This window comes from Amycolatopsis plumensis, assembly GCF_042652605.1.
Lineage (GTDB): Bacteria > Actinomycetota > Actinomycetes > Mycobacteriales > Pseudonocardiaceae > Amycolatopsis > Amycolatopsis plumensis.
Map to the genome: position 1 here is coordinate 184,168 of NZ_JBHSJY010000001.1, position 26,147 is coordinate 210,314.

26 protein-coding genes and 1 riboswitch are annotated in these 26,147 nt (G+C 72.6%); of the genes, 8 read left to right on the forward strand and 18 right to left on the reverse strand.

Going from position 1 to position 26,147, the window contains the following annotated elements; genetic code table 11:
- The first annotated feature begins 66 nt into the window (after nucleotides 1-66).
- On the forward strand, nucleotides 67-687 hold the full coding sequence (locus ACFPLC_RS00975; RefSeq protein WP_378196819.1) for a class I SAM-dependent methyltransferase: 621 nt from the start codon (nucleotides 67-69) through the stop codon (nucleotides 685-687).
- On the opposite strand, the gene ACFPLC_RS00980 is transcribed toward ACFPLC_RS00975, so the two are convergent.
- The gene (locus tag ACFPLC_RS00980) at nucleotides 684-1,058 is read right to left on the reverse strand and encodes a VOC family protein (RefSeq protein WP_378196821.1); all 375 of its coding nucleotides are present in this window, start codon (nucleotides 1,056-1,058) and stop codon (nucleotides 684-686) included. The genes ACFPLC_RS00975 and ACFPLC_RS00980 overlap by 4 nt on opposite strands.
- 23 nt (nucleotides 1,059-1,081) lie before the next feature.
- The gene (locus tag ACFPLC_RS00985; protein WP_378196823.1) at nucleotides 1,082-1,945 is read right to left on the reverse strand and encodes a DMT family transporter; all 864 of its coding nucleotides are present in this window, start codon (nucleotides 1,943-1,945) and stop codon (nucleotides 1,082-1,084) included.
- Nucleotides 1,946-2,260: 315 nt separating this feature from the next.
- On the opposite strand from ACFPLC_RS00985, the gene rpsT reads away from it, so the two are divergent.
- Together rpsT and ACFPLC_RS00995 are read left to right on the forward strand one after the other, a co-directional pair.
- Complete coding sequence (gene rpsT / locus ACFPLC_RS00990; RefSeq protein WP_013228460.1) at nucleotides 2,261-2,521, forward strand: 30S ribosomal protein S20; 261 nt, start codon at nucleotides 2,261-2,263, stop codon at nucleotides 2,519-2,521.
- A gap of 79 nt (nucleotides 2,522-2,600) precedes the next feature.
- Nucleotides 2,601-2,759: a hypothetical protein gene (locus ACFPLC_RS00995; protein WP_378235651.1), complete on the forward strand. Its 159-nt coding sequence runs from the start codon at nucleotides 2,601-2,603 to the stop codon at nucleotides 2,757-2,759.
- A gap of 22 nt (nucleotides 2,760-2,781) precedes the next feature.
- Here ACFPLC_RS00995 and holA read toward each other — a convergent pair whose 3' ends face one another.
- Nucleotides 2,782-3,762 carry a DNA polymerase III subunit delta gene (gene holA / locus ACFPLC_RS01000; RefSeq protein WP_378196827.1) on the reverse strand — a complete coding sequence of 327 codons (981 nt, stop codon included), beginning with the start codon at nucleotides 3,760-3,762 and terminating at the stop codon, nucleotides 2,782-2,784.
- A gap of 148 nt (nucleotides 3,763-3,910) precedes the next feature.
- A riboswitch (SAM riboswitch) is annotated at nucleotides 3,911-4,044 on the forward strand.
- 13 nt (nucleotides 4,045-4,057) lie between these two features.
- On the opposite strand from holA, the gene thrC reads away from it, so the two are divergent.
- Nucleotides 4,058-5,323 carry a threonine synthase gene (thrC, locus tag ACFPLC_RS01005; RefSeq protein WP_378196830.1) on the forward strand — a complete coding sequence of 422 codons (1,266 nt, stop codon included), beginning with the start codon at nucleotides 4,058-4,060 and terminating at the stop codon, nucleotides 5,321-5,323.
- A gap of 247 nt (nucleotides 5,324-5,570) precedes the next feature.
- Here the strand turns inward: thrC and ACFPLC_RS01010 are convergent, their stop codons facing one another.
- The 8 genes from ACFPLC_RS01010 to nadD all read right to left on the reverse strand — a co-directional run bounded on the left by ACFPLC_RS01010 (nucleotide 5,571) and on the right by nadD (nucleotide 12,174).
- Nucleotides 5,571-7,943, reverse strand: coding sequence for a ComEC/Rec2 family competence protein (locus tag ACFPLC_RS01010; RefSeq protein ID WP_378196832.1), 2,373 nt, complete (start codon nucleotides 7,941-7,943; stop codon nucleotides 5,571-5,573).
- Entirely contained in the window at nucleotides 7,940-8,104 is a 165-nt protein-coding gene (locus tag ACFPLC_RS01015; RefSeq protein WP_378196835.1) for a hypothetical protein, read from the reverse strand. The genes ACFPLC_RS01010 and ACFPLC_RS01015 overlap by 4 nt, the downstream gene beginning before the upstream one ends.
- Nucleotides 8,101-8,820 (reverse strand): ComEA family DNA-binding protein, encoded by a 720-nt coding sequence (locus ACFPLC_RS01020; protein ID WP_378196837.1) that lies wholly within the window; start codon nucleotides 8,818-8,820, stop codon nucleotides 8,101-8,103. Before ACFPLC_RS01020 ends, ACFPLC_RS01015 begins: the two co-directional genes overlap by 4 nt.
- A 112-nt stretch (nucleotides 8,821-8,932) precedes the next feature.
- A complete protein-coding gene (locus tag ACFPLC_RS01025; protein WP_378196840.1) occupies nucleotides 8,933-9,802 on the reverse strand; it encodes a DegV family protein in 870 nt (289 codons plus the stop codon).
- 4 nt (nucleotides 9,803-9,806) lie between these two features.
- On the reverse strand, nucleotides 9,807-10,535 hold the full coding sequence (octT, locus tag ACFPLC_RS01030; protein ID WP_378196843.1) for a diglucosylglycerate octanoyltransferase: 729 nt from the start codon (nucleotides 10,533-10,535) through the stop codon (nucleotides 9,807-9,809).
- Nucleotides 10,536-10,538: 3 nt separating this feature from the next.
- Nucleotides 10,539-11,153, reverse strand: a complete 615-nt coding sequence (locus tag ACFPLC_RS01035) for a histidine phosphatase family protein (RefSeq protein WP_378196846.1) — start codon at nucleotides 11,151-11,153, stop codon at nucleotides 10,539-10,541.
- Nucleotides 11,150-11,545: a ribosome silencing factor gene (rsfS, locus tag ACFPLC_RS01040; protein ID WP_378196849.1), complete on the reverse strand. Its 396-nt coding sequence runs from the start codon at nucleotides 11,543-11,545 to the stop codon at nucleotides 11,150-11,152. Before rsfS ends, ACFPLC_RS01035 begins: the two co-directional genes overlap by 4 nt.
- Nucleotides 11,546-11,604: 59 nt before the next feature.
- Nucleotides 11,605-12,174 (reverse strand): nicotinate-nucleotide adenylyltransferase, encoded by a 570-nt coding sequence (nadD, locus tag ACFPLC_RS01045; RefSeq protein ID WP_229902549.1) that lies wholly within the window; start codon nucleotides 12,172-12,174, stop codon nucleotides 11,605-11,607.
- A gap of 198 nt (nucleotides 12,175-12,372) precedes the next feature.
- Here nadD and ACFPLC_RS01050 point away from each other — a divergent pair, with 198 nt between their 5' ends.
- Nucleotides 12,373-14,484, forward strand: a complete 2,112-nt coding sequence (locus ACFPLC_RS01050; protein WP_378196852.1) for a RecQ family ATP-dependent DNA helicase — start codon at nucleotides 12,373-12,375, stop codon at nucleotides 14,482-14,484.
- A 90-nt stretch (nucleotides 14,485-14,574) separates the two neighbouring features.
- On the forward strand, nucleotides 14,575-16,299 hold the full coding sequence (gene argS, locus ACFPLC_RS01055; RefSeq protein WP_378196855.1) for an arginine--tRNA ligase: 1,725 nt from the start codon (nucleotides 14,575-14,577) through the stop codon (nucleotides 16,297-16,299).
- Here the strand turns inward: argS and ACFPLC_RS01060 are convergent.
- Nucleotides 16,296-16,871, reverse strand: a complete 576-nt coding sequence (locus tag ACFPLC_RS01060; protein ID WP_378196858.1) for a TetR/AcrR family transcriptional regulator — start codon at nucleotides 16,869-16,871, stop codon at nucleotides 16,296-16,298. The two genes, argS and ACFPLC_RS01060, sit on opposite strands and share 4 nt — an antisense overlap.
- 61 nt (nucleotides 16,872-16,932) lie before the next feature.
- Here ACFPLC_RS01060 and ACFPLC_RS01065 point away from each other — a divergent pair, with 61 nt between their 5' ends.
- A complete protein-coding gene (locus tag ACFPLC_RS01065) occupies nucleotides 16,933-17,646 on the forward strand; it encodes an SDR family oxidoreductase (RefSeq protein WP_378196861.1) in 714 nt (237 codons plus the stop codon).
- A 44-nt stretch (nucleotides 17,647-17,690) separates the two neighbouring features.
- Here the strand turns inward: ACFPLC_RS01065 and proB are convergent, their stop codons facing one another.
- The 6 genes from proB to ACFPLC_RS01095 all read right to left on the reverse strand — a co-directional run bounded on the left by proB (nucleotide 17,691) and on the right by ACFPLC_RS01095 (nucleotide 24,333).
- Nucleotides 17,691-18,800, reverse strand: coding sequence for a glutamate 5-kinase (gene proB / locus ACFPLC_RS01070; protein WP_378196863.1), 1,110 nt, complete (start codon nucleotides 18,798-18,800; stop codon nucleotides 17,691-17,693).
- Nucleotides 18,797-20,254 (reverse strand): GTPase ObgE, encoded by a 1,458-nt coding sequence (obgE, locus tag ACFPLC_RS01075; protein ID WP_378196866.1) that lies wholly within the window; start codon nucleotides 20,252-20,254, stop codon nucleotides 18,797-18,799. Before obgE ends, proB begins: the two co-directional genes overlap by 4 nt.
- Before the next feature lie 106 nt (nucleotides 20,255-20,360).
- Nucleotides 20,361-20,618 (reverse strand): 50S ribosomal protein L27, encoded by a 258-nt coding sequence (gene rpmA, locus ACFPLC_RS01080; RefSeq protein WP_206793069.1) that lies wholly within the window; start codon nucleotides 20,616-20,618, stop codon nucleotides 20,361-20,363.
- Between the two features lie 42 nt (nucleotides 20,619-20,660).
- On the reverse strand, nucleotides 20,661-20,975 hold the full coding sequence (gene rplU, locus ACFPLC_RS01085; RefSeq protein ID WP_003067132.1) for a 50S ribosomal protein L21: 315 nt from the start codon (nucleotides 20,973-20,975) through the stop codon (nucleotides 20,661-20,663).
- 165 nt (nucleotides 20,976-21,140) lie between these two features.
- Entirely contained in the window at nucleotides 21,141-24,062 is a 2,922-nt protein-coding gene (locus ACFPLC_RS01090; protein WP_378196871.1) for a translation initiation factor IF-2 N-terminal domain-containing protein, read from the reverse strand.
- Nucleotides 24,063-24,156: 94 nt separating this feature from the next.
- On the reverse strand, nucleotides 24,157-24,333 hold the full coding sequence (locus ACFPLC_RS01095) for a hypothetical protein (RefSeq protein WP_378235652.1): 177 nt from the start codon (nucleotides 24,331-24,333) through the stop codon (nucleotides 24,157-24,159).
- Nucleotides 24,334-24,609: 276 nt separating this feature from the next.
- Between ACFPLC_RS01095 and ACFPLC_RS01100 the strand changes: the two genes are divergently transcribed.
- Nucleotides 24,610-26,037 carry a S8 family peptidase gene (locus ACFPLC_RS01100; RefSeq protein WP_378196874.1) on the forward strand — a complete coding sequence of 476 codons (1,428 nt, stop codon included), beginning with the start codon at nucleotides 24,610-24,612 and terminating at the stop codon, nucleotides 26,035-26,037.
- Nucleotides 26,038-26,147 lie beyond the last annotated feature (110 nt).

The window sequence follows — 26,147 nt, forward strand, 5'->3', positions numbered from 1 at the left end:
GCCCTCCGGGTGCGGGTGGGGGTCATCCCCGATGCGGGGTTCCGCGATCCGTGGTGCCCTCGAAGTATGAGCGATATGCACCAGCCGGCACCTCCTCCCCAGCCGGAGACCAGCGGGTTCGCCCGTGTTCTCGACCGTGCGTTCGGTCACCCCTCCGGCCCGCTCGGCCGCCTCGGCGGCTGGGTCATGGCCCGCGGCAACGCCGCCACCGAACACTGCGTCCTCGACCTCGCGAAGATCGAGCCGGACGAGACCGTCCTGGTCGTCGGGCCCGGCCCCGGCGTCGGCCTCGAGGCGGCCGCGCGCCTGGCCGGGCGCGCCATCGGCGTCGACCCCTCCCCCGAGATGCTCACGCTGTGCCAAGAACGCTGCGGCGACCGGGCCGAGCTGCGCGAAGGGTCGGCGGCGCACACCGGCGAGCCCGACGGGTCCGTCGACGTCGTCCTGAGCGTCAACAACGTCATGCTGTGGGCAGACCGCGCGGCCGGGTTCGCCGAGCTGTGCCGGGTGCTGCGTCCCGGCGGACGGCTGCTGCTGTCCGCGCACGAGAAGTGGCTGCCGGTGAGCAGGCACGTCCTGGCCGACGAAGCCGCCGCCGCGGGCTTCGCCGACCTGCAGACCTGGACCTGGGAGCCGCCGGGGTTCGCCGCGCTCGCCGCGCAGCTGCGTGCGGTCAAGCCCGCCTAGCGGGTGTCCGTGCGGATCGGGTGGCCTTCGGGCACCTCGACCAGCACGATGCGCGTGCCGTCCGGATCGGCGATCCAGGCCTCGTCGAGGCCCCAGGGCTCGCGCTGCGCGTCACGCACCGGCTCCAGGCCCTTCGCCTTGAGCTCGGCCAGGGTGCCGGCGAGGTCGCGGACCTGCAGCCAGAGCACCAGATCGGGCGACGAGCCGGCCTCGCCCGTGCCGGAGACCTCCAGGGAGCCGTGGCCGAGGAAGAACACGGTGCCGCCGGGGAACTCCCGCTCCACGGCCAGGCCGAGGGTGTCGCGGTAGAACGCCGTGGACGCGGCGGCGTCCCGCGGGCGGATCAGCAGCCGGCTCTTCAGGATCTCCATCCGACCATCCCTACCGGACGGGCTCAGGCGGCCGCAATCGCGGCGATGCCGGACAGCACGATCACCGACCCGGCGAGCCGCCGAACGGCGTTCTGCTCGCCCAGGACCAGCCACGCGGCGAGGCCGCCGAGCACGATGCTCAGCTCCCGGGCGGGCGCGACCAGGCTGACCGGCGCCATGGTGAGGGCGAACAGCACGAGGATGTAGGCGATCGGCGACAGCACCGCGACGAGGAAGACCTCGCGGCGCTGCTCACGCCAGATCCGCGTCACCTCGGCGCGGTCGGCCAGGGCGCCGGGCACGAGCAGCACGCTCTGCAGGACCGAGCCGAGACCGAAGTAGACGACCGGGGGCACGCCGAGGCCGGTGACCGAGTGCGCGTCCCAGAGCGTGTAGCCGGCGATGACGGCCCCGGTCAGCAGGCCGTACAGGATCCCCGCTTTCACCGCCCGCGGGTCCTCGGCCTTGCGGCCGGTGCTGATCACCAGCACCCCGGTGACGACGAGGAAGGCCCCGACCAGGCCGAGCGGGCCGGGCCGTTCGCCGAGCACCAGGACGGCGGCGAGCACCGACAGCAGCGGCCCGGTGCCGCGCGCGACGGGGTAGACGACGGAGAGGTCGCCGACGCGGTATCCCCGCTGCAGCACGACGCCGTAGGCGATGTGCAGCAGCGAGGTCACCACGGCGGCCAGCAGCCAGATCCACTGTGGACGGTCATCTTCGGTGATCAGCAGCACGATCGTGACCGGCAGCAGCAGGACGGCGCCCACGGTGTAGTAGAGCCAGACGAACTGGGTGCCGCCGGAGGAAATCCGCTTGGCCACGAGGTTCCAGGCGGCGTGCACGACAGCGGCGACGAGGACGAGGGACAAGGCGGTGGCGTTCACGGGACCCCTTCGGTTTTCGCGCGCGCGAAAACTCCGGTCCTCCAGGCTTTTGCACCGTCAGATGAACGACCGGCCGTCCGGGCCCGCCGATGGTGCCGCTCGGACCAGCCCCGCCGGCCCTGGTTGTGGGCTGCTGGAACGGGCCGGCGACGGAACCCTAGGCACTACCGCCGCCCACCGTACTCCGGCCGCGGGACCGGCTGTTAGAGTGGACGCTCGCTGTCCGTGCGGCATTCCGTCATGGAGGAAACCCGGGACTTTCCGGGGCCACTTCAGCGCGGCGGCGATCTCACCGAGTGAAACAGGAGTTGCCCTATGGCCAACATCAAGTCGCAGATCAAGCGCATCACGACGAACGAGAAGGCGCGTCAGCGCAACCAGGCGATCCGGTCCTCGGTGAAGACCGCGATCCGCAAGGTCCGCGAAGCCGCCGAGGCCGGCGACAAGGCCAAGGCCGTCGAGCTGCAGCGCGACGCCGCCCAGAAGCTGGACAAGGCCGTCTCGAAGGGCGTCATCCACGCCAACCAGGCCGCCAACAAGAAGTCGGCGCTGGCGAAGCGCGTCAACGCGCTCTGAGCTGGTTGATTTCTGGGAAAGCCCCGGCTTCGGCCGGGGCTTTTCTCGTGTCCGGGGCACGCGGCCGAGCGCGCCGCGGGTGGCTCGGCGACGATTCACCGAGGCCGGAGCGTCCGTGAAGGTCGGCGACCACCAGGCGCGCGCGGCGGAGGTCGGCGACTGCCCGAGGCGCGCGCAGCGAGCCGCTCCCCGTGCATTCCCCGGCCACCTGCCCTGCGCGGACCGGCCCCTGGCGTGATGCCGTTCGAGACCGGCAGCGGTCAGCGGTCGCCCTTGGCCGCGGCCACCTCGAGGACCGCTCGCTCCAGCGCGTAGCCCGGGTCCGCCGCCACGCCCTTGACCTCGGCGTTCAGCCGCGCGACCACGCGCATCGCCGTCGCGAGGCCGTCGGCGTTCCAGCCGCGGGACTGGCCCTGCGCCTTGCGGATCTTCCACGGCGGCATGCCCAGCTCGCCCGCCAGCTGGTTCGGGTTGCCCCGGCCCGCGCCGGAGACCCGGGCGATCGTGCGGACCGCGTCGGCCAGCGCATCGGCCACCAGGACGTGCGGGACACCCAGCTGCATCGCCCACCGCAGCGACTCCAGTGCCGCCGCGCGGTCGCCGCTGACCGCCTTCTCCGCGACCGCGAACCCGGTCACGTCGGCGCGGCCGCGGTGGTAGCGGCGGACCGCGTCGGCGTCGACGGCGCCGTCCGTGTCGGCGACCAGCTGCGTCGCCGCCGAAGAGAGTTCCCGCAGGTCGGAGCCCACGGCGTCGAGGAGGGCGGCGACGCCCGCCGGGTCGATCTTGCCGCCCACCCGGCGCACCTCGTGGCGCACGAACTGCTCCCGCTCGGCCGGCTTGGTCAGCTTCGGGCACTCGGTGACCTCGGCGCCGGCCTTCTTCAGCGCCGCGGGGAGCGTCTTGCCCGCCTTGCTGCGGCCGCCGCCGGTGTGCACGACGACGAGCACGACGCCGTCCGCCGGGTCCTTCAGGTAGGCCGCGACGGCGTCGGCCAGCTCCTGCGAGATGTCCTGCGCCGACTCGAGGACGATCACCCGGCCTTCGCTGAACAGCGACGGGCTGACCAGTTCGGCCAGCTCCGGAGCTGTGAGATCGGACACCCGGACCCGCGTCAGCTCCGCGGTCGGGTCCGTCGCGCGGGCGGCGGCGAGCGTCTCGCGGACGGCCCGCTCGATCAGCAGTTCTTCCTCCCCGAGCACCAGCTGCAGCGGGGCCGGGGCGGTGGCTTGCGCGGTCACCCCGGAATCCTCTCACTTGCGCTCTCGTGCGCCCGCTCCGGTGATGTCGTGCGGCCACCGTGGCACGGGCCGAGCGGGATGTCGTACGGTGTAGCCGAGGCAGCCCGCCCCGGACGATCCGGCGTGCGCGGCACCGACAACCGAATACCGCTCATCCAGAGGGGCAGAGGGAACGGCCCGACGAAGCCCCGGCAACCGGCGTACAGCCCGTCATCCCGCGATCGCGGGGTAGCTGACGACCACGGTGCCAATTCCGGCCCGCTTTGGCGGGGCAGATGAGGAAAGGAACCTCGCGATGACCGCAACCCTCGGCACGACCTCCACCACCAAGACCCCGGATCTCGGTCCCGCCGTCGAACTGGTGTCGAAGGAAGAGGGTCACCGGCAGCCGCTCGCTCCGGAATTCGTCTCCGCCGAAGACTTCTCGCCGCTCGAGGTCGCCTACGACTTCGGCCGCGTCCGCCGCGAAGACATCGAGGCCGGCCCCAAGAACATCTGGCGCTACAAGAAGCTCCTTCCCGTTCCGTCCAACGTCGAAGAGATCCCGAACACCGAGCCGGGCGCGACGCGGCTGGTCCGCGCCGACCGCCTCGCCAAGGAACTCGGCCTCAAGCGCGTGTGGGTCAAGGACGACACGGGCAACCCGACGCACTCGTTCAAGGACCGCGTCGTCGCCGTCGCGCTGGCCGCGGCCCGCGAGTTCGGGTTCGAGGTGCTCGCGTGTCCGTCGACCGGCAACCTGGCCAACGCGACGGCCGCCGCCGCGGCCCGCGCCGGCTGGCGGTCGGTCGTGCTGATCCCCAAGACCCTCGAGCGCGCCAAGATCCTCACCACCGCGGTGTACGACGGCGACCTCCTCGCCATCGACGGCAACTACGACGACGTCAACCGCCTCGCCACCGAACTCGCCGGCGAACACCCGAAGTGGGCGTTCGTCAACGTGAACGTCCGGCCGTACTACTCGGAGGGCTCGAAGACGCTGGCCTTCGAGGTCGCCGAGCAGCTCGGCTGGCGCATCCCGCCGCAGATCGTCGTCCCGATCGCCTCCGGTTCGCAGCTGACCAAGGTGGACAAGGGTTTCCGCGAACTGGGCCAGCTCGGTCTGGTGGACGCCAGCCCGTACAAGGTGTTCGGCGCGCAGGCCACGGGTTGCTCGCCGGTGTCGGCGGCGTTCCGCGAAGGCCACGACGTGGTCCAGCCGGTGAAGCCGGACACCATCGCCCGCTCCCTGGCAATCGGCAACCCGGCCGACGGCCCGTACGTGCTCGACATCGTCAACCGCACCGGCGGCGCGATCGAGGACGTCTCCGACGAAGAGGTCGTCGAGGGCATCCGCCTGCTCGCCCGCACCGAAGGCATCTTCACCGAGACGGCGGGCGGAGTGACCGTCGCCACGGCGAAGAAGCTGGTCGAGACGGGCAAGCTCGACCCGGACGCCGAGACGGTGCTCCTCATCACTGGCGACGGCCTCAAGACCCTCGACGCGATCGAGAACCACGTGGGTCCCAAGGCAACCCTGCCGCCCTCGGCCGCGGCGGTGAACGAGGCTCTGGGCTCCTGAGCTCCGCCCGGGGCGGGTTCGCCCGCCCCAGGCGCTCAGCCGCGGTCCGTCGGGGCTCGGCGGTCTGGTGGCGGAGAGGTCGCGGCCCGGAAAACGCCGCGCCGACTCGGGCGGGACTTCGCTCGCCGCAACGGGGGCCGTCGCCAGCGAGCGCTCACCGGCGAAACAACGCCGCCAGCCACACAGAACGCCACATCGCCCCGAACCGAACCGCCCCCGGGCCGGAAACCCTGCCGCCGAGCGGATGTCACCGGTGTGGTGGGCCGCGGGGCTCGCCGCGGCGGGATATTGCTGTTCCGGCTAGTACTGCCGTGTCGCCGTCCAGGTCGGTGCGGGTTACTCGGGCACCTAGGGCCGTCAAGGTGTCTATTGTGGATTTGCTGGGATGTCCGTAGGGGTTTCCCGCGCCCACGCTGACCAAGGCCACCCGTGGGACCACCGCCGCGAGGAACGAGGGCAGCGAGTAGCGGCTTCCGTGATGCGGGACCTTCAACACCTCCGCCTTCAGATTTCCGATGTCGGCCAGCAGGTCCGCCTGCGCGGCCAGTTCGACGTCGCCGGTCAGCAGGATGCGGCCCGCTGGGGTCTCCGCTCGCAGCACCACCGAGCTGTTGTTGATCGTCGTGCCGTCCGGTCGTTCGGGCGCACGGGCCGGTACGTAACGCGGGCCCAGGACGTCGAGCGCCAAGCCCGGCCAGGCCAGCCGCTCGCCCGGGTTCAGCTCCACCAGCGGCACCGCCCGCCGGGTGGCCTCGGCGGACACCTGGCGCCACGCCCACCCCGGCGAGCGCCCAGGGCCGACGGCGATCGCGCCGACCGTGCGGCCGTCGAAGACCGAGGTGAGGCCGCCGATGTGGTCGGCGTGCAGGTGGCTCAGCACCAGCAACGGAATCCGGTCGACCGCCAGCCGGTGCAGGCATTCGTCGACCGGGCCCGGCTCGGGGCCGGCGTCCACGACGACCGCGCGTCCCGGCTCGGCGGTCGCCAGTACGACCGCGTCGCCCTGACCGACGTCGCATTCGACCATTGCCCAGTTCCGGGGCGGCCAAGCCGGGGCCAGCACTCGGACCGGCACGAACACCAGCAGTGCGCCGGCGACGAGCACCGCCATCAGCACCCGCACCCGGCGGTGCCGGACCGCGAGCACCAGCACCACGAGGACGGCGGCGGCCAGGAGACCGCCCATCCAGCCGCCGGGCCAGGCGATGACCGCGCCCGGGGCCCGCGCGCCGTGCCGGGCGACGGTGATCAGCCAGCGGGCCTCCGGGTCGGCCAGGTGGACCAGGACCTTCCCGGCCCCCGGCCACCACGGGCCGGTGACCGTCGCCAGCACGCCGAGCACCGTCGCCGGGGCCACCACGGGCGCGGCGAGGACGTTGGTCAACACCGAAACCAGGCTCACCGAGCCCGCCATGCCGGCCAGCACCGGCGCCGTCACGAGGAACGCCGCCAGCGGGATCGCCAGCCCTTCCGCGAAGCCCGGCGGGATCCCCCGCCGGACGAGGGCCTCGGCCCAGCGGGGCGCGAGCAGGACCAGCCCGCCGGTGGCGCACACCGACAGCGCGAAGCCGAAGTCCGTGGCCATCGCCGGATCCGCCACCACCAGCACGCACACCGCGAAGGCCAGCGCGGGCAGCGCCGAACCGCGGCGGCCCAGCGCCAGGGCGAGGAGCGCCACGGCCGCCATGACGCCCGCGCGCAGCACGCTCGGCTCCGGACCGACCAGGACGAGGAACCCGGCCAGGCAGGTCCCGGCCGCCGCGGCCGACAGGCGCGGCCCGAGCCGGAGCAGCCGCAACAGGAGCAGGACCGCCCCGCAGATCACCGCCAGGTTGCCGCCGCTGACCGCGGTCAGGTGCGCGAGGCCCGCGGCGACGAACTCCTGCTCGACGCGCGGGGACAACGCACTCGTGTCGCCCAGCACCAGTCCCGGCAGCAGGCCCGCCGGTTCGTCCGGCAGGACCTGGCACAGGTCGTGGAGACCGGCGCGCAGCCCGGCCGCGGCCCGCTGCCACCACGGTGAGGGGCCGGGATCCGCCGGCGGACCGCGTACCGACAGCACCGCCACGGTCAGGTCCGCGCCGCGGGGCGGCATCAGCAGGCCCGTCCCGGTGACCTCCTGGCCGGGCAGCAGGGACGTCCACTGGTCGACCGGAGCCAGCAGCAGGACGCGGCCGGATGACGGAACCGGCCGTCCGTCGACCGATGCCGTGCGGACGTCGGCCGCGAGGACGACCGAGCGAGCGCCCGCTTGCCGGTCGGCGTATCCCGCGCTGCGCACCGGCTTCGGGCGTTCGGCGATGGTGACCCGCAAGACCGCCGGCAGCCCTTCTGCCGCTGCGGTGCGGAGCTCGTCACGCTGGGCGTCGCGGATGCGCCAGGAGATCGGGCCTGCCGCCAGGAGGCCCAGGACCAGCAGGGCCGCCGCCGCGTCGCGCGCCCGGGGATGGTCGCGCGCTCGCCACAGCACGAGCACGGCAAGGACCGCCGAGGCGAGGCCGATGGCGACGGCCGTCCACCAGCCGGACAGAAGACCGGCCAACGCCGCCAGCCAGCAGACCACTGCCGCCGGGACGAGCCGCATGTCCTGCCGGGTGTCGGCCACGGGGGCGGTGTTCATGCCGCCGCCACCTCCCCCGCACGACCGAACCCGGCCGCATCACCGGCGCCGACCGCAGCCCGCCGGGTGCCCGCCGTCCGGACGCGCCCTCCCGCCACGAGCAGGCTCGCCTTCCCCCACTCCGCCGAGAGCCGGACATCAGGCACGAGGATGGCGATCATCCGACCGTCACCTGCTCCCTCAGTTTCTGGAACCGGCTTTCGCCGATGCCATCGACGTCCCGCAGCTGCTCCACCTTCGTGAATCCGCCGTGGTCCGTGCGCCACTGGACGATGCGCTTGGCCATCACCTCGCCGACGCCCGGCAGCGTGTCCAGCTGATCCGCCGACGCCGTGTTCAGGTCGACCTTGGCGCCGGCCGCCGAAGCTCCGGAGTCCGGTGGTGCGGCCGGCGCCGGGACACCGACGGCCAGCTGCTCGCCGTCCGCCACCTTGCGGGCCAGGTTCAGTGCACCCACGTCCACGCCCGGCTCCGGACCACCCGCCGCGCGCAGGACGTCCGCCACGCGGGCGCCCTGGGGCACCGTGACCAAGCCCGGTGACCGGACCCGGCCGATCACGCTGATCACCAGCCCCGGTGGCGGCGCCGCGCGCGCCTCCGCCACCGGTTTCGCGGTGGGCAGCGCGGGCGGTGGCTCGGGTGGCGGCCCGCCGCCGGCCAGCGCGACCGCGCCGAGGATGACGGCCACGACCGCGGCGAGGACACCGGCCAGCGCCCACCGGCGGCGGCCGGTACCGGCCGTTCCACCCGGCAGCCAGCGCCGGACCAGCCGGCCTCCCGGGCCGACCGTGCTCGCATCGGGCGAGAGCTGGTCGGCCAGCCAGGAGAGCCGGTCGTTGACGGAAGAGCCCGGATCCCGGGCGGACTGCTCGAACACACGATCGACGTTAGGGGGCGCGGGGCGGGGTCCGACAGGGGTGGCGTTGCGTCCTGTGGACAACCGGGGTGTTGTGGATGGATTGCCGGTGCCGAGCCCGGAACCGGGTGGTTCAGTCGTGCCTGAGTGCCAACCGCGGGACCGTCCGCTGGACGACGACCCCCAGCACCCCGGGACCCGTGTGCGCCCCGATCACCGCCCCCAGCTCGGAAACCACGCAGCCCGCCGAGCGCGGCACGGCCTCTTCGAGCCGGTTGGCCAGCTCCACCGCCCGTTCCGGCGAGGCGAGGTGGTGGACGGCGAGCTCGACGTCGTCGTCGGCCGCCGCCTGGGCCGCGAGTTCGACCAGGCGCGCGATCGCCCGGTTCATCGTGCGGACCTTCTCCAGCGGCAGGATCCGGCCGTCGGACATGTGCAGCACCGGCTTCACCGCCAGTGCCGTGCCCAGCAGCGCCGCCGCCGGGCCGATCCGGCCGCCGCGGCGCAGGTGCTCCAGGGTTTCCACGACGAACAACGTCGACGAGCAGCCGGCCGCCGTCACCGCGGCGGCCTCGACCTCGGCCGCCGAAGCGCCGGCCGAAGCGGCCGAAGCGGCGTGCAGGGCGGCGAACCCGAGCCCCATCGCGGTCGTCCGCGAGTCGACGACGCGGACCCGGTCCGGCCCGATCTCCTGCGCCGCCAGCACCGCCGCTTCCCAGGTGCCCGACAGTTCGCGCGACAGGTGCACCGACACGATCGCGTCCGCGCCGTCGGCGAACGCCGCCTGGTACTCCTTCGCGAATTCGGCAGGAGTCGGCCGTGACGTCGTGACGATCTTCCGCTGCCTCATCGCCTCCGCGACCGCCGCCGGTCCGGTCTCGACGCCGTCGAGGGAAACCACGCCGTCGACCAGCACGTGCAGGGGCACCACCCGGACCGAGTGCCGTTCGGCGAAGCCCTCCGGCAGGTGGGCGGTGGAATCCGTGACTACGGCGACCGACACGCCGTCAGCCTACGTGGCCGGGGGCCAGCTCCGGCGCCATCAACACGGACATCGCCTCGCCCACCGCGGCGTGCCCCGGCCAGCCCCAGTGCATGCCGTCCGGGTTGCCCGCGCCGCTCAGCACGTGCTCCCCCACGACGGCTTCGAGGTCCAGCAACGGAACTCCCGCTCGCGAGCTCCACGCCGACATCGCCGCCGCCGCGGCCGGGCGCGCGGTGTGCACGCCGCCGTAGGCCGCCGCGCGGTGGACCGACGGCAGCCAGCCGAAGATCGGCAGCTCGGGCCGCAGGACGCGCAGCGCGCCCACGGCGGTGTCGAGGTACTGCACGGTGAGCTTGGCCGGCAGCACCGCGGGCTTGCCGCGCAGCGCCACCGCCAGCCGCGGTTGCGCCGCGAGGTAGGCCTTGCGCACGACGCGCCGCAGCGGGTCGGGCCGCAGGTAGCGCAGGCCGGTGCGCAGGTAGGTGGGCAACGGCGAGGGCAGCGTGTCCATGCTGCCGATCGCGAACACGACCGCGTCGACGTGGTGCAGGTCGGCCCAGACCCGCGGATCACCGGTCAGCGACCACCAGGCGTCGCGGGCGTTCCAGCCGATGCCCGCGACCAGGTCGGCGGTGCCACCGAGGGCGGCGGCCGCGACATTGGGCCACAGCCGCGGCTCGTCCGCGGCGCAGGGTCCTTCGGGACCGTGAAAGCTCAGCGAATCGCCGAACACCAGCAGGCGCGGCCCCATCGGCTAGCCGTGCATCCCCGCGTTGTAGGCGTGCAGCCGCCACTTCCCGTCGCGACGGCCCAGCTCGACCCAGTGGCAGTTCGAGATCCCGCCGAGGGACGGCCAGGTCGTGACCGGCAGGTTCAGCAGCCGCGCGGTCAGCGCGATGATCAGCCCGCCGTGCGCGGCCAGCAGCACGGTGTCGCCCGCCGCGGAGTTGGCCTGCTGCAGGTCGGTGACGACTTCGCCCGCGCGGTCGGCGACGTCGACGCGGCTCTCGCCGCCCGGAGGCGCCCAGGTCGCGTCGGTGCGCCAGCGGTCGCGTTCACCGGGGTAGGCCTGGTCGACCTCCTCGCCGGTGAGCCCCTGCCATTCGCCCAGGTGCGTCTCGCGCAGCCGCTTGTCGATGCGCAGCGGGACGCCGATGGCATCGGTGAGCACGGTGGCGGTGTCGGTGGCCCGGCGCAGGTCGGAGGCGATGACGAGATCCGGGGAGAAGCGGGCCAGTGCGGGCACCGCGAACCGGGCCTGGTTCCAGCCGCGGGGGGTCAGCGCCGAGTCGAGGTGACCCTGCATCCGCCCGGCGGCGTTGTAGTCCGTCTCGCCGTGACGCCAGAGCACCAGCCGCCGCGGGCTCACGGGACGTCCGGGTCCTCGTCGGCGGGTGGCTCCTCGAGACCTTCCACCTCGATGCGCGGGCAGTCCTTCCAGAGCCGCTCGAGGCCGTAGAAGGTGCGCTCTTCGACGTGCTGGACGTGCACGACGACGTCGACGTAGTCGAGCAGCACCCAGCGCCCTTCGCGGGCGCCTTCGCGGCGGACCGGCTTGTGGCCGCTCTCCCGCAGTTTTTCCTCGACGTTGTCGACGATCGCGCCGACGAGGCGCTCGTTGGACGCGGAGGCGATGACGAAGGCGTCGGTGATGACGAGCTGTTCGGACACGTCCAGCACGACGACGTCGCTGGCCTTCTTGTCCGCCGCCGCGTGGGCGGCCGCTACGGCCAGCTCTCGAGCCTCGGACGTGGCTGCCACAGTGCTCCTTTTCGGATCGGGTTCGCCCGAGAAGGGTACCCGCAGGCACCGACAGTGGTTCAGTCGCTCTTCCGGTACAGGTCGTTCTTGGCGATGTAGCGGACGACGCCGTCGGGGACGAGGTACCAGACCGGCTCCCCGCGTTCGACCCGATCGCGGCAGCCGGTGGACGAAATGGCCATCGCGGTGACCTCGACGAGGCTCACCTTGCCGCTGGGCAGGTGGTGGGAGTTGAGCCGGTAACCGGGCCGCGTGACGCCGATGAAGTGCGCGAAGTCGAACAGCTCGTCGGCCTTGTGCCAGGTCAGGATCTGTTCGAGGGCGTCGGCGCCGGTGATGAAGAAGAGCTCGTCGTCGGGGTACTGGGCGTGCAGGTCGCGCAGGGTGTCGACGGTGTAGGTCGGGCCGCCGCGGTCGATGTCCACGCGGCTGACCGAGAAGACCGGGTTGGACGCGGTCGCGATCACCGTCATCAGGTAGCGGTCCTCGGCCTTGGTCACCTCGCGGGCGGTCTTCTGCCACGGCTGCCCGGTGGGGACGAAGATCACCTCGTCGAGCTCGAATCGGGACTGGACCTCGCTGGCCGCGACGAGGTGGCCGTGGTGCACGGGGTCGAAGGTGCCGCCCATGACCCCGATCCGCCGTGGTGACATGACCGCAGAGCCTATAAGGCGCAGCGCCGGGAAGCCCGGTGCTCTTCGCCACCTCGCCCGACCGGGCCGCAACCTGTGATTTGGATCACAATACGGCCCGTATGCGTCGCGAACGCTCCGTTCGCGACGCCGCCGATTCCCGATCTGTCGGTGGGATGGGGTAGACGTGGGGACGTGGACACGACCAGCACCACCTCACCACTCCGCGACCGCGCCGAGACCCTCCTCCGGGCACTGGCCGGCGACTCGGCGAAGCTGCGCGAAGACCAATGGACCGCCATCGAGGCCTTGGTCGCGCAGCGGCGCCGCGCGCTGGTCGTGCAGCGCACCGGGTGGGGCAAGTCGGCGGTGTACTTCCTGGCCACGGCGTTGCTGCGGGAGCAGGGCAGCGGGCCGACGGTCATCGTCTCGCCCCTGCTGGCGCTGATGCGCAACCAGATCTCCGCGGCGGCGCGCGCCGGGATCCACGCGGCGACGATGAACTCCGCGAACGCGCAGGAGTGGGACCAGGTCCAGGCGTCGGTCGCGGCCGGCGAGGTGGACGTCCTGCTGGTCAGCCCCGAACGGCTGAACAACCCGGACTTCCGCGACAACGTGCTGCCGAAGCTGACCGCGAGCACCGGCCTGCTGGTGGTCGACGAGGCGCACTGCATTTCGGACTGGGGCCACGACTTCCGGCCGGACTACCGGCGGCTGCGCACCCTGCTGGGTGATCTGCCGGAGGGCGTGCCGGTGCTGGCGACGACGGCGACCGCGAACGACCGCGTGGTCACCGACGTCGCCGAGCAGCTGGGCCTCGGCACCGGCGCGGACACGCTGGTGCTGCGCGGCAGCCTCGACCGGGAAAGCCTGCGGCTGTCGGTGTGCCGGCTGCCGACGTCCCAGGCGCGGCTGGCCTGGCTCGCCGAGCACCTGGCCGAGCTGCCGGGCTCCGGGATCATCTACACGCTGACCGTGGCGGCGGCGCACGACGTCGCTTCACTGCTGAAGGACCGCGGGTACCCGGTGGCGGCCTACACCGGCAAGACCGACCCGGCCGATCGGCAGGCGGCCGAAGACGACCTGCTCGCCAACCGCGTCAAGGCCCTGGTCGCGACGTCCGCGCTGGGCATGGGGTTCGACAAGCCGGATCTGGGGTTCGTCGTGCACCTCGGCGCGCCGTCGTCCCCGATCGCCTACTACCAGCAGGTCGGCCGCGCCGGGCGTGGCGTGGAACGCGCCGAGGTCGTGCTGCTGCCCGGTGAGGAGGACAAGGCGATCTGGGCGTACTTCGGGTCGCTGGCCTTCCCCGACGAGCTGCGGGTGACGCAGGTGCTGAACACCCTCGCGTACGCCGACCGTCCACTGTCGACGGCCGCGCTGGAGCCGTCGGTCGAGCTGTCCCGGTCACGGCTGGAAATGGTGCTCAAGGTGCTGGACGTCGACGGCGCCGTCCGCCGCGTGAAGGGCGGCTGGACGAGCACGGGCGAGGAGTGGCAGTACGACCGCGGGCGGTACCGGCGGGTCGCGGAGGCGCGCGACCGGGAGCAGGAGGCGATGCTCGGCTACCTCGCCACCGGCGGCTGCCGGATGGAGTACCTGCGGCGGCAGCTCGACGACCCCGAGGCGGCGCCGTGCGGGCGGTGTGACAACTGCACCGGGCAGCACTGGGACACGACGGTGGCCGACGACGTCGCCGAAGCAACCCGCGAGCGGCTCCAGCGGCCGGGTGTCGAGGTCGCCCCGCGGAAGCAGTGGCCGACCGGGATGTCCTCTTTGGACGTTCCGGTTTCCGGCCGGATCTCCGCCGACGACCAGGCCGAGCCGGGCCAGGTGCTCGGGCGGCTCACCGACGTCGGCTGGGGCAACCGGCTGCGGGAGCTCGTCGGCCCCCAGGCGCAGGACGCCGAGGTACCGGACTCGGTGTTCAAGGCGTGCGTGCAGGTGCTCGCCGGCTGGCAGTGGGCGCAACGGCCGGTCGCCGTCGTCGCGGTGCCGTCGTCGACGCGGCCGCAACTGGTGTACAGCCTGGCGACGCGGCTGGCCGAAATCGGCAGGCTCGACTTCCTCGGCGCGCTCGACGCCGAGGGGCCGCCGCCGCGTCAGGCGAACAGCGCGCAACGGCTGGCCGACCTGTGGCGGCGGATGAGCGTGCCCGCGGACCTCGCGCAGACGCTGCCGGGCGGGCCGATCCTGCTGGTGGACGACGTCATCGACACCGGCTGGACGATGACGCTGGCCGCGCGGCTGCTGCGGCGGGCCGGGGCGCCCGCGGTACTGCCGTTCGCGTTGGCCAGCACGGCCTGAGGGGAGGAGGCAGGCGGTAAACCCTTCGTCATCGGCCGGTCACGCTCGCTACGCTGCGGGCTTTCGTGACCGAGCCGAAGGAGGGACACCGTGCAGCAGACCGCCGACGTTACCGAGGAACTGGCGCGCCGCGTGGTGGCCGCCGCCGGTCAGGCACTGGACGTCGAACTGACCCCGGAACAGGCGCTGGTCCAGGCGTCCCCGCGGGAAGGCGTCGACTTCCAGGCCAACCTCGCGATGAGCCTGGGCAAGCAGCTCGGCCGTCCGCCGCGCGAGGTCGCCGCGCTCATCGCCGGAGCGCTGGAGCTCGACGGGATCGCCGATCCGCCGGAAGTCGCCGGGCCGGGCTTCCTGAACTTCGTGGTGCGCCGGGATTGGCTCGAAGAGCGCACCGGCGCACTGCTCGGTGATCCTCGCCTCGGTGTGCCGGAAACTCCCGCACCCCGGCGGATCGCGCTCGACTACAGCAGCCCGAACGTGGCCAAGGAAATGCACGTCGGGCACCTGCGCTCGTCCGTGATCGGCGACGCACTCGCCCGCCTGCTGCGGTTCGCCGGCCACGAAGTGCTGCCGCACAACCACCTCGGCGACTGGGGCACGCCGTTCGGCATGCTCATCGAGCACCTCCTCGACGTCTCCGCCGGGCAACGTGCCATCGCCGACCTCGACGCCTTCTACCGCGAAGCACGCAGGAAGTTCGACAGCGACGAAGAGTTCGCGACTCGGGCGCGGACTCGTGTCGTCAAGCTGCAGAGCGGCGACGAACACACCCTCGCCGTCTGGCAGGAGCTCGTCGACGAGTCGACCCGGCACTTCAACGAGGTCTACGACCTGCTCGGGATCTCCTTGACTAACAAGGACATCTACGGCGAAAGCTTCTACAACCCCTACCTCGCCGCAGTTGTCGCCGACCTCGAGGCAGCCGGTCTGACCGAAGTCAGCGACGGCGCGATCTGCGTGTTCCCCGAAGGATTCCGCAACCGCGACGGCGACCGGCTGCCGCTGATAGTCCGCAAGCGCGACGGCGGTTACGGGTACGCCGCCACGGACCTGGCGACCGTCCGGTACTGGACCGCTGAACGCGGCGCCACCGACCTGCTCTACGTCGTCGGAACGCCGCAGGCCCAGCACTTCGCGATGGTGTTCGCCGCCTGCCGCGCCGCGGGCTGGCTGACCGGGCACGCCGAGCACGTCGGCTTCGGCACGGTGCTGGGCGCGGACGGCAAGGCCGTGCGGACCCGGGCCGGCGAAACCGTCAAGCTGGTGGACCTGCTCACCGAAGCCGTGACGCAGGCCGCCGCGGTCGTCGCCGAACGCAGTGAGCTCGACGCGGCGGGGCAAGCCGAAGTCGCCCGGGCGCTCGGCATCGGCGCGGTCAAGTACGCGGACCTGTCCGGTGACCGGGAGCGGGACTACGTCTTCGCCTGGGACCGGATGCTCGCCAAGGAGGGCAACACCTCGGTGTACCTCCAGTACGCGCACGCGCGGACGCAGTCGATCCTGCGGAAGGCGGGCGGACTGCCCGAAGGCACCGACGTTCTGCTTGAAGCGCCGGCGGAACGGGCGTTGGCCCTGAAGCTGCTCAGGTTCGGCGAAGCATTGAAGGCGGCGACAAGCGCGTACGCGCCGCACAAGCTCTGTACTTACCTGTACGAAACCGCCGTCGCCTTCTCGCGGTTCTTCGAGGAATGTCCCGTGCTGAAGGCGTCTTCGCCGGAGTTGCGGGCGTCGCGGCTGAGGTTGACGGCGCTGACGTCACAGGCACTCGTTCTCGGGCTCGAACTGCTCGGCATCGAAGCGCCCGAACGGCTTTAGCGGGCGGCGAGGAGCGCCACCAGTTCGTCCGCCAGACTGCGGTCGACCGGTTCGCGCGTCGCGAGGAGCCGGTACCAGAGCGTCCCGAACACGACGTCGAGCACCGTGCCGGGGCGCACGCCGTCCGGGAGTTCGCCACGCTCGCCGGCGCGGTCGACGAGCGTGGCGAGCGCGTCGCGGCGACGGAACAGGAAGTCCTCGCGGAAGCGTTTGCCGAACTCCGGGTCGATCTGCGCCTGGGCCATCAGCGCCCGGAGCGTGTCCGCGACCGGGGACTTCCCGCCCAGCTCGAAAGTGCTGCCCAGGAACCGGGCCAGGTCGGCGCGGAAGGAGCCCTGGTCGGGGACGGGGATCTGCAGGTCCGCCTTCGTCGCGAGCGCGTCGAGCAGGACGTCGGCCTTCGACGGCCACCAGCGGTAGATCGTCTGCTTGCCGACGCCCGAACGGGCGGCGATGCCTTCGATGGTCAGTGCGCCGTAGCCGGCCTCCGCGACCAGTTCGAGGGTCGCGGCGAGGATCGCCAGCCGGCTCTGCTCACTGCGCTTGCGGCCGGGGCGGGACTGGTCGGTCATGGGATCCGATGGTAGCGTCAATTTCGAAACGAGACGTACCGGTTCGAAATGGGGAACAAGCATGAGCATCGCTCTCGTGGCCGGCGGCACTTCGGGCATCGGCCTGGCGACCGCGCGACGGCTGCAGCAGCGGGGATACGACGTCCACGTCACCGGACGGGGCAAGGAGCGCCTCGATGAGGTGGCCGCGAGCGACCCATCGCTGACCGGACACCAGGCCGACGGCGGCGACGCCACGGCGATGGGCGCGCTGGCGTCGTCGCTGGGAACGGTCGACGTGCTGGTCGTGAGCCTGTCCGGCGCGGAAGGCATGGGGCCGGTCGAGACGCTGGACCTCGCCATGCTGCGGCGGGCGTTCGACGCGAAGTTCTGGGCCCACCTGACGACGATCCAGGCCGTGCTGCCGCACCTGGCGGCGGCCGGGTCGATCACCCTGCTCAGCGCGATCACGGCCCGGGCGGCGATGGCCGGCACGGCCGGGATCGGCGCGCTGAACGCGGCGATCGAGGGGCTGGTCAAGCCGTTGGCGGTCGAGCTGGCGCCGAGGCGGGTGAACGCCGTGTCGCCGGGAGTGGTCGACACGGCGTGGTGGAGCGGGTTCCCGCCGGAAATGCGGGAGGGATTCTTCGCGCAGACGGCGGCGGCGATCCCGGTCCGCCGCGTCGCGACGGCGGACGATGTCGCGGAGGTGGTGACGCTGGCGGCCACAAACCCGAATTTGACGGGGACGGTCCTGGAAACCGACGGCGGGGCCCGCCTGGTCTCGCTGGGCTGAGGACAGGCGGGCACTTTCACGTGAAAGTGCCCACCTGGGGTGGGTCAGCGGCGGAGGGGGACGAGGTCGTCGGCGTGGACGACCTCGCGGCGCTGCTCGGCCGGGAGTTCGGGGGTCGAGCGGCCGATCAGGTCCGGGAGCTCCGTCGCGTCGAAAGCGACCACTCCGCGGGCCACCGGGCGGTCCTTGGTGTCGACCAGGTCGACCACGTCGCCGGCCTGGAAGTCGCCGTCCACGCCGGTGATGCCCGCCGCCAGGAGGGATCTGCGGCGGCGGACCACCGCGGTCACGGCACCGTCGTCGAGGCGGAGCTTGCCCGTGGTGTCCGCCGCGTAGCCCAGCCAGAACCGGCGGGCCGACAGGCGCGTGTCCGCCGGGGCGAACGCCGTTCCCGGGGAAGCCGAGGTCAACGCCGCCGAGGCTTCCGAGGCCGCCGCCAGCAGGACCGGAATACCCGCTCCCGCCGCTGTGCGGGCGGCCGCGAGCTTGGACACCATGCCGCCGGTTCCCAGGCCGGAGCTGGACATGCCGACCGAGATACCGTCCACATCGGATTCCGAGAGGACCTCGGTCAGCTTGCGGGTCGCGCCGCCGCGGGGGTCGCCGTCGTACAGGCCGTCCACATCGGACAGAAGAACGAGCGCGTCGGCGCCGATCAGGTGGGCCACCAGGGCAGCCAGGCGGTCGTTGTCGCCGAAGCGGATTTCCTCGGTGGCCACCGTGTCGTTCTCGTTGACCACCGGGACCGCGCCCAGCGCCAGCAGCCGGGAAAACGTCCGCTGCGCGTTGCGGTAGTGCGACCGTCGGACGACGTCGTCCGACGTCAGCAGCACCTGCCCGACCGTCAGCGAGTACCGCCCGAACGACTCGGCGTACGCGTGCGCCAGCGCCAGCTGCCCGACGCTCGCCGCCGCCTGCTGCGTGGCCAGGTCACGCGGGCGTTTGCCCAGCGACAACGGGGCCAGCCCGGCCCCGATCGCCCCCGAGGACACCAGGACGATCTGGGTCTCCCGGGCGACGCGCTCGGCGATCGCGTCGACCAGCGCGTCCAGGCGGCCCACGTCGAGCCCGCTGCCCGCCGTGGTCAGGGCCGACGAACCGACCTTGACGACCAGCCGGCGAGCAGAAGCGATCGCCTCGCGAGTGCCGCTCACTCGTCGACGTCCAAGTCGTCCTCGAGCTCGTCCGAACCCTCACGCCGGACCCGGCGGGCTTCCTTGCGCTCGGCCGCGCCGACCCGGTCGCTGCGCTCCAGCCGGACGTCGGTGCCGCGCCCGGACAGGTGCATCGCCACCGAAGGCGTCGACGGCTCCCACTCGAACTGGACGTCGCCGATCGTGACCGGGCTGCCCGGCCTCGCGCCGAGCTTCGCCAGCTCGTCCTCGACGCCGAGGCGGTTGAGACGGTCGGCGAGGTAGCCGACGGCCTCGTCGTTGCCGAAGTCGGTCTGCCGGATCCACCGTTCCGGACGCGCGCCGCGCACGATGAACGCGCCTTCTTCCTCCGGGTCGACCTCGACGGTGAAGCCGGAGTCGTCGACGGCCAGCGGCCGCAGGACGATCTTCTCCGGCTCCAGCACCGGCTGCGCCTCGCGGTACTTGTCGACGATCGCGGCCAGCGCGAACGTCAGCTCCCGCAGCCCCTTGCGCGACGCCGTCGAAACCTCGAACACCTGAAGGCCGCGGGCTTCGAAGTCGGGGCGGACGAACTCGGCGAGCTCGGCCGCCTCCGGGACGTCGATCTTGTTGAGAACGACGACACGCGGGCGTTCTTCGAGCTTCCCGCCCAGGCTCGGCGTGTACTTCGCGAGCTCCGCCTCCAGCGCGTCCACATCGGACAGCGGGTCGCGGCCCGGCTCCAGCGTCGCGCAGTCGACGACGTGCACCAGCACCGCGCAGCGTTCGATGTGGCGGAGGAAGTCCAGGCCCAGGCCCTTGCCCTCGGACGCGCCGGGGATCAGGCCGGGCACGTCGGCCATCGTGAACACCGTGTCGCCGCCGGTGATCACGCCGAGGTTCGGGACCAGCGTGGTGAACGGGTAGTCGGCGATCTTCGGCTTGGCCGCGGACAGCACCGAGATCAGCGACGACTTGCCGGCGGACGGAAACCCGAGCAGGCCGACGTCGGCGACCGAGCGCAGCTCCAGCGTCAGGCTGCGGGCCTCCCCCGGCTCGCCCAGCAGCGCGAACCCCGGGGCCTTGCGGGCCTTCGACGACAACGCCGCGTTGCCGAGGCCACCGCGGCCGCCCTGGGCGGCGACGAAGGTGGTGCCCGGGCCGATCAGGTCGGCGACCATCTCGCCGTCTTCGGTGAACACGACGGTGCCGGACGGCACCTTCATCACCAGCGACTCCCCCGCCGCGCCGGCCCGGTTGCTGCCCTGGCCCATCTTGCCGTTGCCGGCCTTGGCGTGCGGGCGGAAGTGGAAGTCGAGCAGGGTGTGCACGTTCGGGTCGACGACCAGCAGGACGTCGCCGCCGTTGCCGCCGTTGCCGCCGTCCGGGCCGCCGAGGGGCTTGAACTTCTCGCGGTGCACCGAGGCACAGCCGTTGCCCCCGTCACCGGCGGTCAGGTGGATGACCGCGCGGTCCACGAACCGGGACGCCATGACTTGCCTCTTTCACTCGCGAACGGGGAACACACAAAACAAACGAGGGGTGGCACCGGATATTCCGGCCCCACCCCTCGTCAGAGGTCTAGATCGAAGCCGGGACTCAGGCTTCGACCGGCACGATGTTGACCGTCTTGCGGCCACGCTTCTCGCCGAACTGGACCGCACCGGCGGCCAGGGCGAACAGCGTGTCGTCGCCGCCACGGCCGACGTTCACGCCGGGGTGGAACTTGGTGCCGCGCTGGCGGATGAGGATCTCGCCCGCGTTGACTTCCTGGCCGCCGAAGCGCTTCACGCCGAGGCGCTGCGCGTTCGAGTCACGACCGTTGCGGGAGCTGGACGCACCCTTCTTGTGAGCCATAGCTCAGCCCTCTTTCTACAAAACGAAGATCCGGAGAAACCCTTACAGGGAGATGGCGGTGACCTCGACGCGGGTCAGCTTCTGCCGGTGACCCTGGCGCTTGTGGTAGCCCGTCTTGTTCTTGAACTTGTGGATCCGGATCTTCGGACCCTTGGTCTGCTCGACGACCTTGCCGGTGACCGAGACCTTCGCCAGCGCGTCGGCGTCCGTGGTGACATCGCCACCGTCGACGTACAAAACGGCGGGGAGGATGTGCTCGGTGCCCGGCTCGCCCTCGAGCTTCTCGACCTCGACGACGTCGCCGACGGCCACCTTGTACTGCTTGCCGCCGGTCTTGACGATCGCGTACGCCGACACGGAAGTCTCCTGCATTACTCGACAATGGGTGGGGGCTCCGCGCGATCGGCCCACCTTGTGGAACGGCGGTCCTGGACTCGCGCAGGCGACCTGCTCTGGTGGCAGGCCGTACTACAGGTTACGTGGGGTGCCCCGGTGCGTTACCACCGGGGTCCCCCTAGTCGTTCACTTGCTCTGGTCGGAGGCGTGCACCGGCGGGCCCGCCGGCCGCGACGCCGCCCGGCGCGGACGGCGCCGGGTGGAGCGCACCGCCGGTTCGGGCACGCTGACCTCGGCGTCGGTGACCGGCTCCTCGGCCGGCTCCGGCGCCGAAGACCGCTCGACCTCGGGCTCCTCGTCCTGCGGCACCGGCACCTCGTCCGCCTCGGTGGTCACCGGGGTGCCGGCGACCTCCTGGGCGGGCTCGGCGGGCGGCTCGGCCGCCACCGGCGTCTCGTCGGCCTCCGTGGTCGCCGGGACGTCCGCGACCTCCCTGGCCGGCTCCGGGGCGAGTCCGTTGCCGTTCAGCGCGCCCTGGTCGTGCTCCTTGGCGGCCTTCGAGGCGTTGGCCACCGCCGCCACCGCGGACGCGATCGACTCTCGCCGCTCCGGCGGCGGAACCGCGTGCACCTCGGCCTTGGCGGCTTCGGCCTGCTCCTTGGCGGCCTCCTCGCCCTTGCCGCGGCCCCGCGACCGGCGGGAGCTCTTCTCCCCGCCGCCACTGTTGCCGCCGCCGTTGCCGTTCCCGCCGTGGGACGGCGCCGAGCCGCCGCTCGTGCGCTGGATCTCGGTGGAGACGAGCACGCCCCGGCCCTTGCAGTGCTCACACGGCGTCGAGAACGCCTCCAGCAGGCCGGTGCCGATCTTCTTGCGGGTCATCTGGACCAGGCCGAGCGAGGTGACCTCGGCGACCTGGTGGCGCGTGCGGTCGCGACCGAGGCACTCGGTGAGGCGGCGCAGCACCAGCTCGCGGTTGGACTCGAGCACCATGTCGATGAAGTCGATGACGATGATGCCGCCGATGTCCCGCAGCCGGAGCTGGCGGACGATCTCCTCCGCCGACTCCAGGTTGTTGCGGGTCACCGTCTCCTCGAGGTTGCCACCCGAACCGGTGAACTTACCGGTGTTGACGTCGATCACCGTCATCGCCTCGGTGCGGTCGATGACCAGGTAGCCACCCGAAGGGAGCCAGACCTTCCGGTCGAGGGCCTTGGTGATCTGCTCGTCGATCCGGTGGTCGGCGAACGCGTCGCCGGTGCCGGTGTAGCGCTTGAGGCGCTCGGTGAGCTCCGGGGCGACGTGGCTGACGTAGCCGTTGATCGTCTCCCAGGACCGGTTGCCCTGGATCTCCAGCTTGGTGAAGTCCTCGGTGAAGAGGTCACGCACGACCTTGACCAGCAGGTCCGGCTCTTCGTAGAGCATGGTCGGCGCGCCGCCCTTCTTGCCGGAACCGGCGGCGGCCTTCTCCTTGATGACGTCCCACTGGGCCTTCAGGCGGTCGACGTCGCGGCCCAGCTCCTCCTCGCCGATGCCCTCGGAGGCGGTGCGGATGATGACGCCCGCGTCCTCCGGGACGATCCGCTTGAGGATGTCCTTGAGCCGGCGGCGCTCGTTCTCCGGCAGCTTGCGGGAGATGCCGGTGGCGCCGCCCGCGGGCACGTAGACGAGGAAGCGACCGGGCAGCGAGATCTGCGTGGTCAGCCGGGCGCCCTTGTGCCCGACCGGGTCCTTGGTCACCTGGACCAGCACGGAGTCGCCGGTGGACAGCGCCTGCTCGATCTTGCGGGCCTTGCCCTCCAGGCCGGCGGCGTCCCAATCGACCTCGCCGGCGTACAGCACGGCGTTGCGGCCGCGGCCGATGTCGATGAACGCGGCCTCCATGCTCGGCAGCACGTTCTGGACGCGGCCGAGGTAGACGTTGCCGACGATCGAGCCGGAGCCCGACTGCGTCACGAAGTGCTCGACGAGGACGCCGTCCTCCAGCACCGCGATCTGGGTGGAGTCGCCGTGCTCGGCGACGACCATCGTGCGCTCGACCGACTCGCGCCGGGCCAGGAACTCGGCCTCGGACAGGATCGGGGCGCGGCGGCGGCCCGCCTCGCGGCCGTCACGGCGGCGCTGGCGCTTGGCCTCCAGCCGGGTCGACCCGCGGACGCTGCGCACCTCGTCGCGCGCCGGGCGCTCGGGCTGCTCGGCCTTCGCCTGACGGACGTGCGTGACGGTGTTGGGCGGGTCGTCAGTGGTCTCGGCCTCGTCGCCGTCCGAGCCCTTGCGGCGACGACGGCGGCGGCGACGGCGGCTGCCGCCTTCCCCCTCGTCGGCGTCGCTCTCGGCATCCGAAGACACGGACGACTCGGCGTCCTCGGCCTCTTCGGTGTCCGCTTCGGGCTTTTCGTCGCCGTTGCGGCTCTTGCGGCGCGGCTGCTCCTCGGCCTGGTCGTCCTCGGTTTCGGCGGTCTCGTCGCCGCCCTCGGCACCCTTGCCCCGGCCACGGCCGCGACGGCCCCGGCGGCGGCGACGGCGGCTGCCGCCGTCCTCGTCCTCGTCCGCCCCGGAGTCGGCCGACGGCGTGGTGTCCTCGGCCTCTTCCTCGGCAACCTCGCGTTCGGGGCGCGCCGGCGGCTCCGCGAACGGGTCGGCCGGCTTGCGGACCGGCTTGGCGGCGGGCTCGGCCGGCTCCGGCGGCAGGAAGACCGGGGACGGCGCGGCGAACACCGGCAGGTGGGCGCGGGCCTTCTGCCGCGGCCGCGGCTTCTCGGCCTCGGCGACCGGCACCTCGGGCACCGGAACCTCGGGCACCGGCGGGCGGGTCTGCTCGGGCTGGGCCGGCGCGGCGGACTCGGGGGACTCGGCGACCGTGTCTTCGGTCTCACCGGGCGCGAAGGCCTCGGCCACCTTGAGCGCCACGTCCCTGGTCACGCTCGACTGCGCGCTGCGCACGCTTTCGCCCAGCTCGGCGAGCTTCGCGAGGACGTCCCGGCTGTGCGACTGGAGCAGCTTGGCCAGCGCGTGCACCCGAATCCGGGGCGGCAGGTCGGCCAGCGGGCCGCCCGTGGGTGCGGCGGGATTCCCGCCGGTGTGCTCGGCGGGTGTTTCCGCGTTCGACATAGGACACCTTTCGCCCCCGGGCGCGTCTGCCGGTTCGCACCGGCAGGGACGCGGCCGCGCAGGGGCCCCTTTCTGATCGTTGCCGCCGTGGTGGTCACCAGCGGCGGGAATCCTTGCCCGGCAACCGGGCGCCGCACCACCGCTGCCGATGGGGCGCAACCCGGTCAAAGGTCTGCTCGGCGGCGTGCGAGGCACTTGCGGCCCCCGGGCCGCCCGCCACGTCGTCCAGCCGCCCGGTTCTCGGGCGGCGACGCGCGCCACGGGAGTTCACGCACATCACCGGGCCACAACGCCGCAGGCAGCACCTCTCACGTGCGCCCCACGGCCCAGCGGCCACCCCGAGTATCCCACACCGGGTGACCACTCCGGTGTACTCGGTACCTCCCGCAGGCACCCGGGCGTGCCGTACCGCCCCCACCTGCCCCACGGCCGGGGGAACTTCGCCGCAGCGCTTGTCCGCCGGGCACGCGGTGGCTACGGTGCGGCTCGGGGTGACCGGGATCTCGCGCGCCGGCACCCGCGGTTCCTGCATCCGGTGGGAGGTCCGGTGTCCCTGCTGGCGCGGCCGCTGCGAGCGGCCGTGTGCACCGTCCTGGTGCTTTCGGGATGCGTCACCGCCGGTCCGGCGGCGGCCGGCGAGTCCGGCTGCGCCCACGGCCGGGCCCTGCGTTACGTCGTCACCTTCGACCGCGGCACCCCCGAGGCCGCGGCCCACGCGGAGATCGACGGTGCCTGCGGCGCCACCACCGTCTACTACCCCCAGATCGCCGTCGCGGTCGCGACCTCGGGCGACCCGGGCTTCGGCGCGCGGATCGGGCTCGACCGGGCCTTCAGCGCGCAGGCCGAGCGGCTGGCCGCGCAGCGCGTCGCCGAGGTCAAGCCGCAGCCCGCGCGGGCCGCGCTGCCGGCGACCGACCCCGCGAAGGTGCCCACGGCCGACCTGAGCGGACGGCAGTGGGACATGCGGATGATCGACGCCCCGGCCGGGACGACCGGGGTCGCCGGCAGCCGGGACGTCGTCGTCGGCGTGCTCGACTCCGGCATCGACCCAGACCACCCCGACCTGAGCGACGCCGTCGACCGCGACGACTCCGCCGGCTGCCTGACCGGTGCCCCCGACCGGTCGCCGTCGGCGTGGGTGCCGACGACGTCGGTGCACGGCACGCACGTGGCGGGGATCATCGCGGCGGCCGACGACGGGCGCGGTGTGACGGGAGTGGCACCCGGGGTGCGGGTGGCGTCGGTGAAGGTGATCGACGACCGCGGCTACGCCGACCCGGAAGCCGCGGTGTGCGGGCTGATGTGGGCGGCCTCCCGGCACATGCGGGTCACGAACAGCAGTTTCTTCGTCAACCCGTGGACGCTGTCGTGCATCCGCGGCAGCGACCGCGGGGTGGTGCACGAGGTGCTGGCCCGCGCGGTCGAGTACAGCACGTCGGCGGGCACGGTGAACGTCGCGGCGGCGACGAACGAGGCCGTGGACCTGACGCCGTCGGCGCGTTCGGGGGCGCGCGGGGCGAGCAGCGGGTGCGAAGCCCTGCCGGCCGGGCTGCGGGACGTCGTCGCGGTGTCGGCCGTCGGCCCGGACCGGGTGAAGGCGGGGTACAGCTCGTACGGCCTCGGCGTGATCGACGTCACGGCGCCGGGCGGGGAGACCGGCGAGTGCGTGCTGTCGACGGTGCCGGGCGGGTACGCGCCGCTGTGCGGGACGTCGATGGCGGCGCCGCACGTCACCGGGGTGCTGGCGCTGCTGGCGTCCGCCGCGCCCGAGGCCCGGCCGCGGCAGCTGCGGCGGACGCTCGAGGCGCAGGCGACGCCGATGCCGTGCCCGGCCGACTACGACCTGACCGGAGACGGGCTCCAGGACGCCTACTGCGCCGGGTATGAGGGGTACAACGGGTTCTACGGGCACGGGATGGTGCACGTCCCGGCGCCCGCAGCCCGGCCGGGTGGGGAGCCCGACCAGGCCAGGTGACCGCCGGCCCTGGTTACGGTCTGCCGGTCCCCTGTCCGATCCGGCCCGTGCGCGAAGCCGGATCTTGCGTGATCGGGACCGGATCTCGCGTGATCGGAGGCGGAACTCGC

Excerpts from the sequence above, each read along its gene's own strand:
- ACFPLC_RS00975 (WP_378196819.1), top strand. The coding sequence starts at position 67 with ATGAGCGATATGCACCAGCCGGCACCTCCTCCCCAGCCGGAGACCAGC.
- ACFPLC_RS00980 (WP_378196821.1), bottom strand. The coding sequence starts at position 1,058 with ATGGAGATCCTGAAGAGCCGGCTGCTGATCCGCCCGCGGGACGCCGCC.
- rpsT (WP_013228460.1), top strand. The coding sequence starts at position 2,261 with ATGGCCAACATCAAGTCGCAGATCAAGCGCATCACGACGAACGAGAAG.
- thrC (WP_378196830.1), top strand. The coding sequence starts at position 4,058 with ATGACCGCAACCCTCGGCACGACCTCCACCACCAAGACCCCGGATCTC.
- ACFPLC_RS01010 (WP_378196832.1), bottom strand. The coding sequence starts at position 7,943 with ATGAACACCGCCCCCGTGGCCGACACCCGGCAGGACATGCGGCTCGTC.
- ACFPLC_RS01015 (WP_378196835.1), bottom strand. The coding sequence starts at position 8,104 with ATGATCGCCATCCTCGTGCCTGATGTCCGGCTCTCGGCGGAGTGGGGG.
- octT (WP_378196843.1), bottom strand. The coding sequence starts at position 10,535 with ATGGGGCCGCGCCTGCTGGTGTTCGGCGATTCGCTGAGCTTTCACGGT.
- nadD (WP_229902549.1), bottom strand. The coding sequence starts at position 12,174 with ATGGGCGGCACCTTCGACCCCGTGCACCACGGCCACCTCGTCGCGGCC.
- ACFPLC_RS01060 (WP_378196858.1), bottom strand. The coding sequence starts at position 16,871 with ATGACCGACCAGTCCCGCCCCGGCCGCAAGCGCAGTGAGCAGAGCCGG.
- ACFPLC_RS01065 (WP_378196861.1), top strand. The coding sequence starts at position 16,933 with ATGAGCATCGCTCTCGTGGCCGGCGGCACTTCGGGCATCGGCCTGGCG.
- obgE (WP_378196866.1), bottom strand. The coding sequence starts at position 20,254 with ATGGCGTCCCGGTTCGTGGACCGCGCGGTCATCCACCTGACCGCCGGT.
- rpmA (WP_206793069.1), bottom strand. The coding sequence starts at position 20,618 with ATGGCTCACAAGAAGGGTGCGTCCAGCTCCCGCAACGGTCGTGACTCG.
- ACFPLC_RS01090 (WP_378196871.1), bottom strand. The coding sequence starts at position 24,062 with ATGTCGAACGCGGAAACACCCGCCGAGCACACCGGCGGGAATCCCGCC.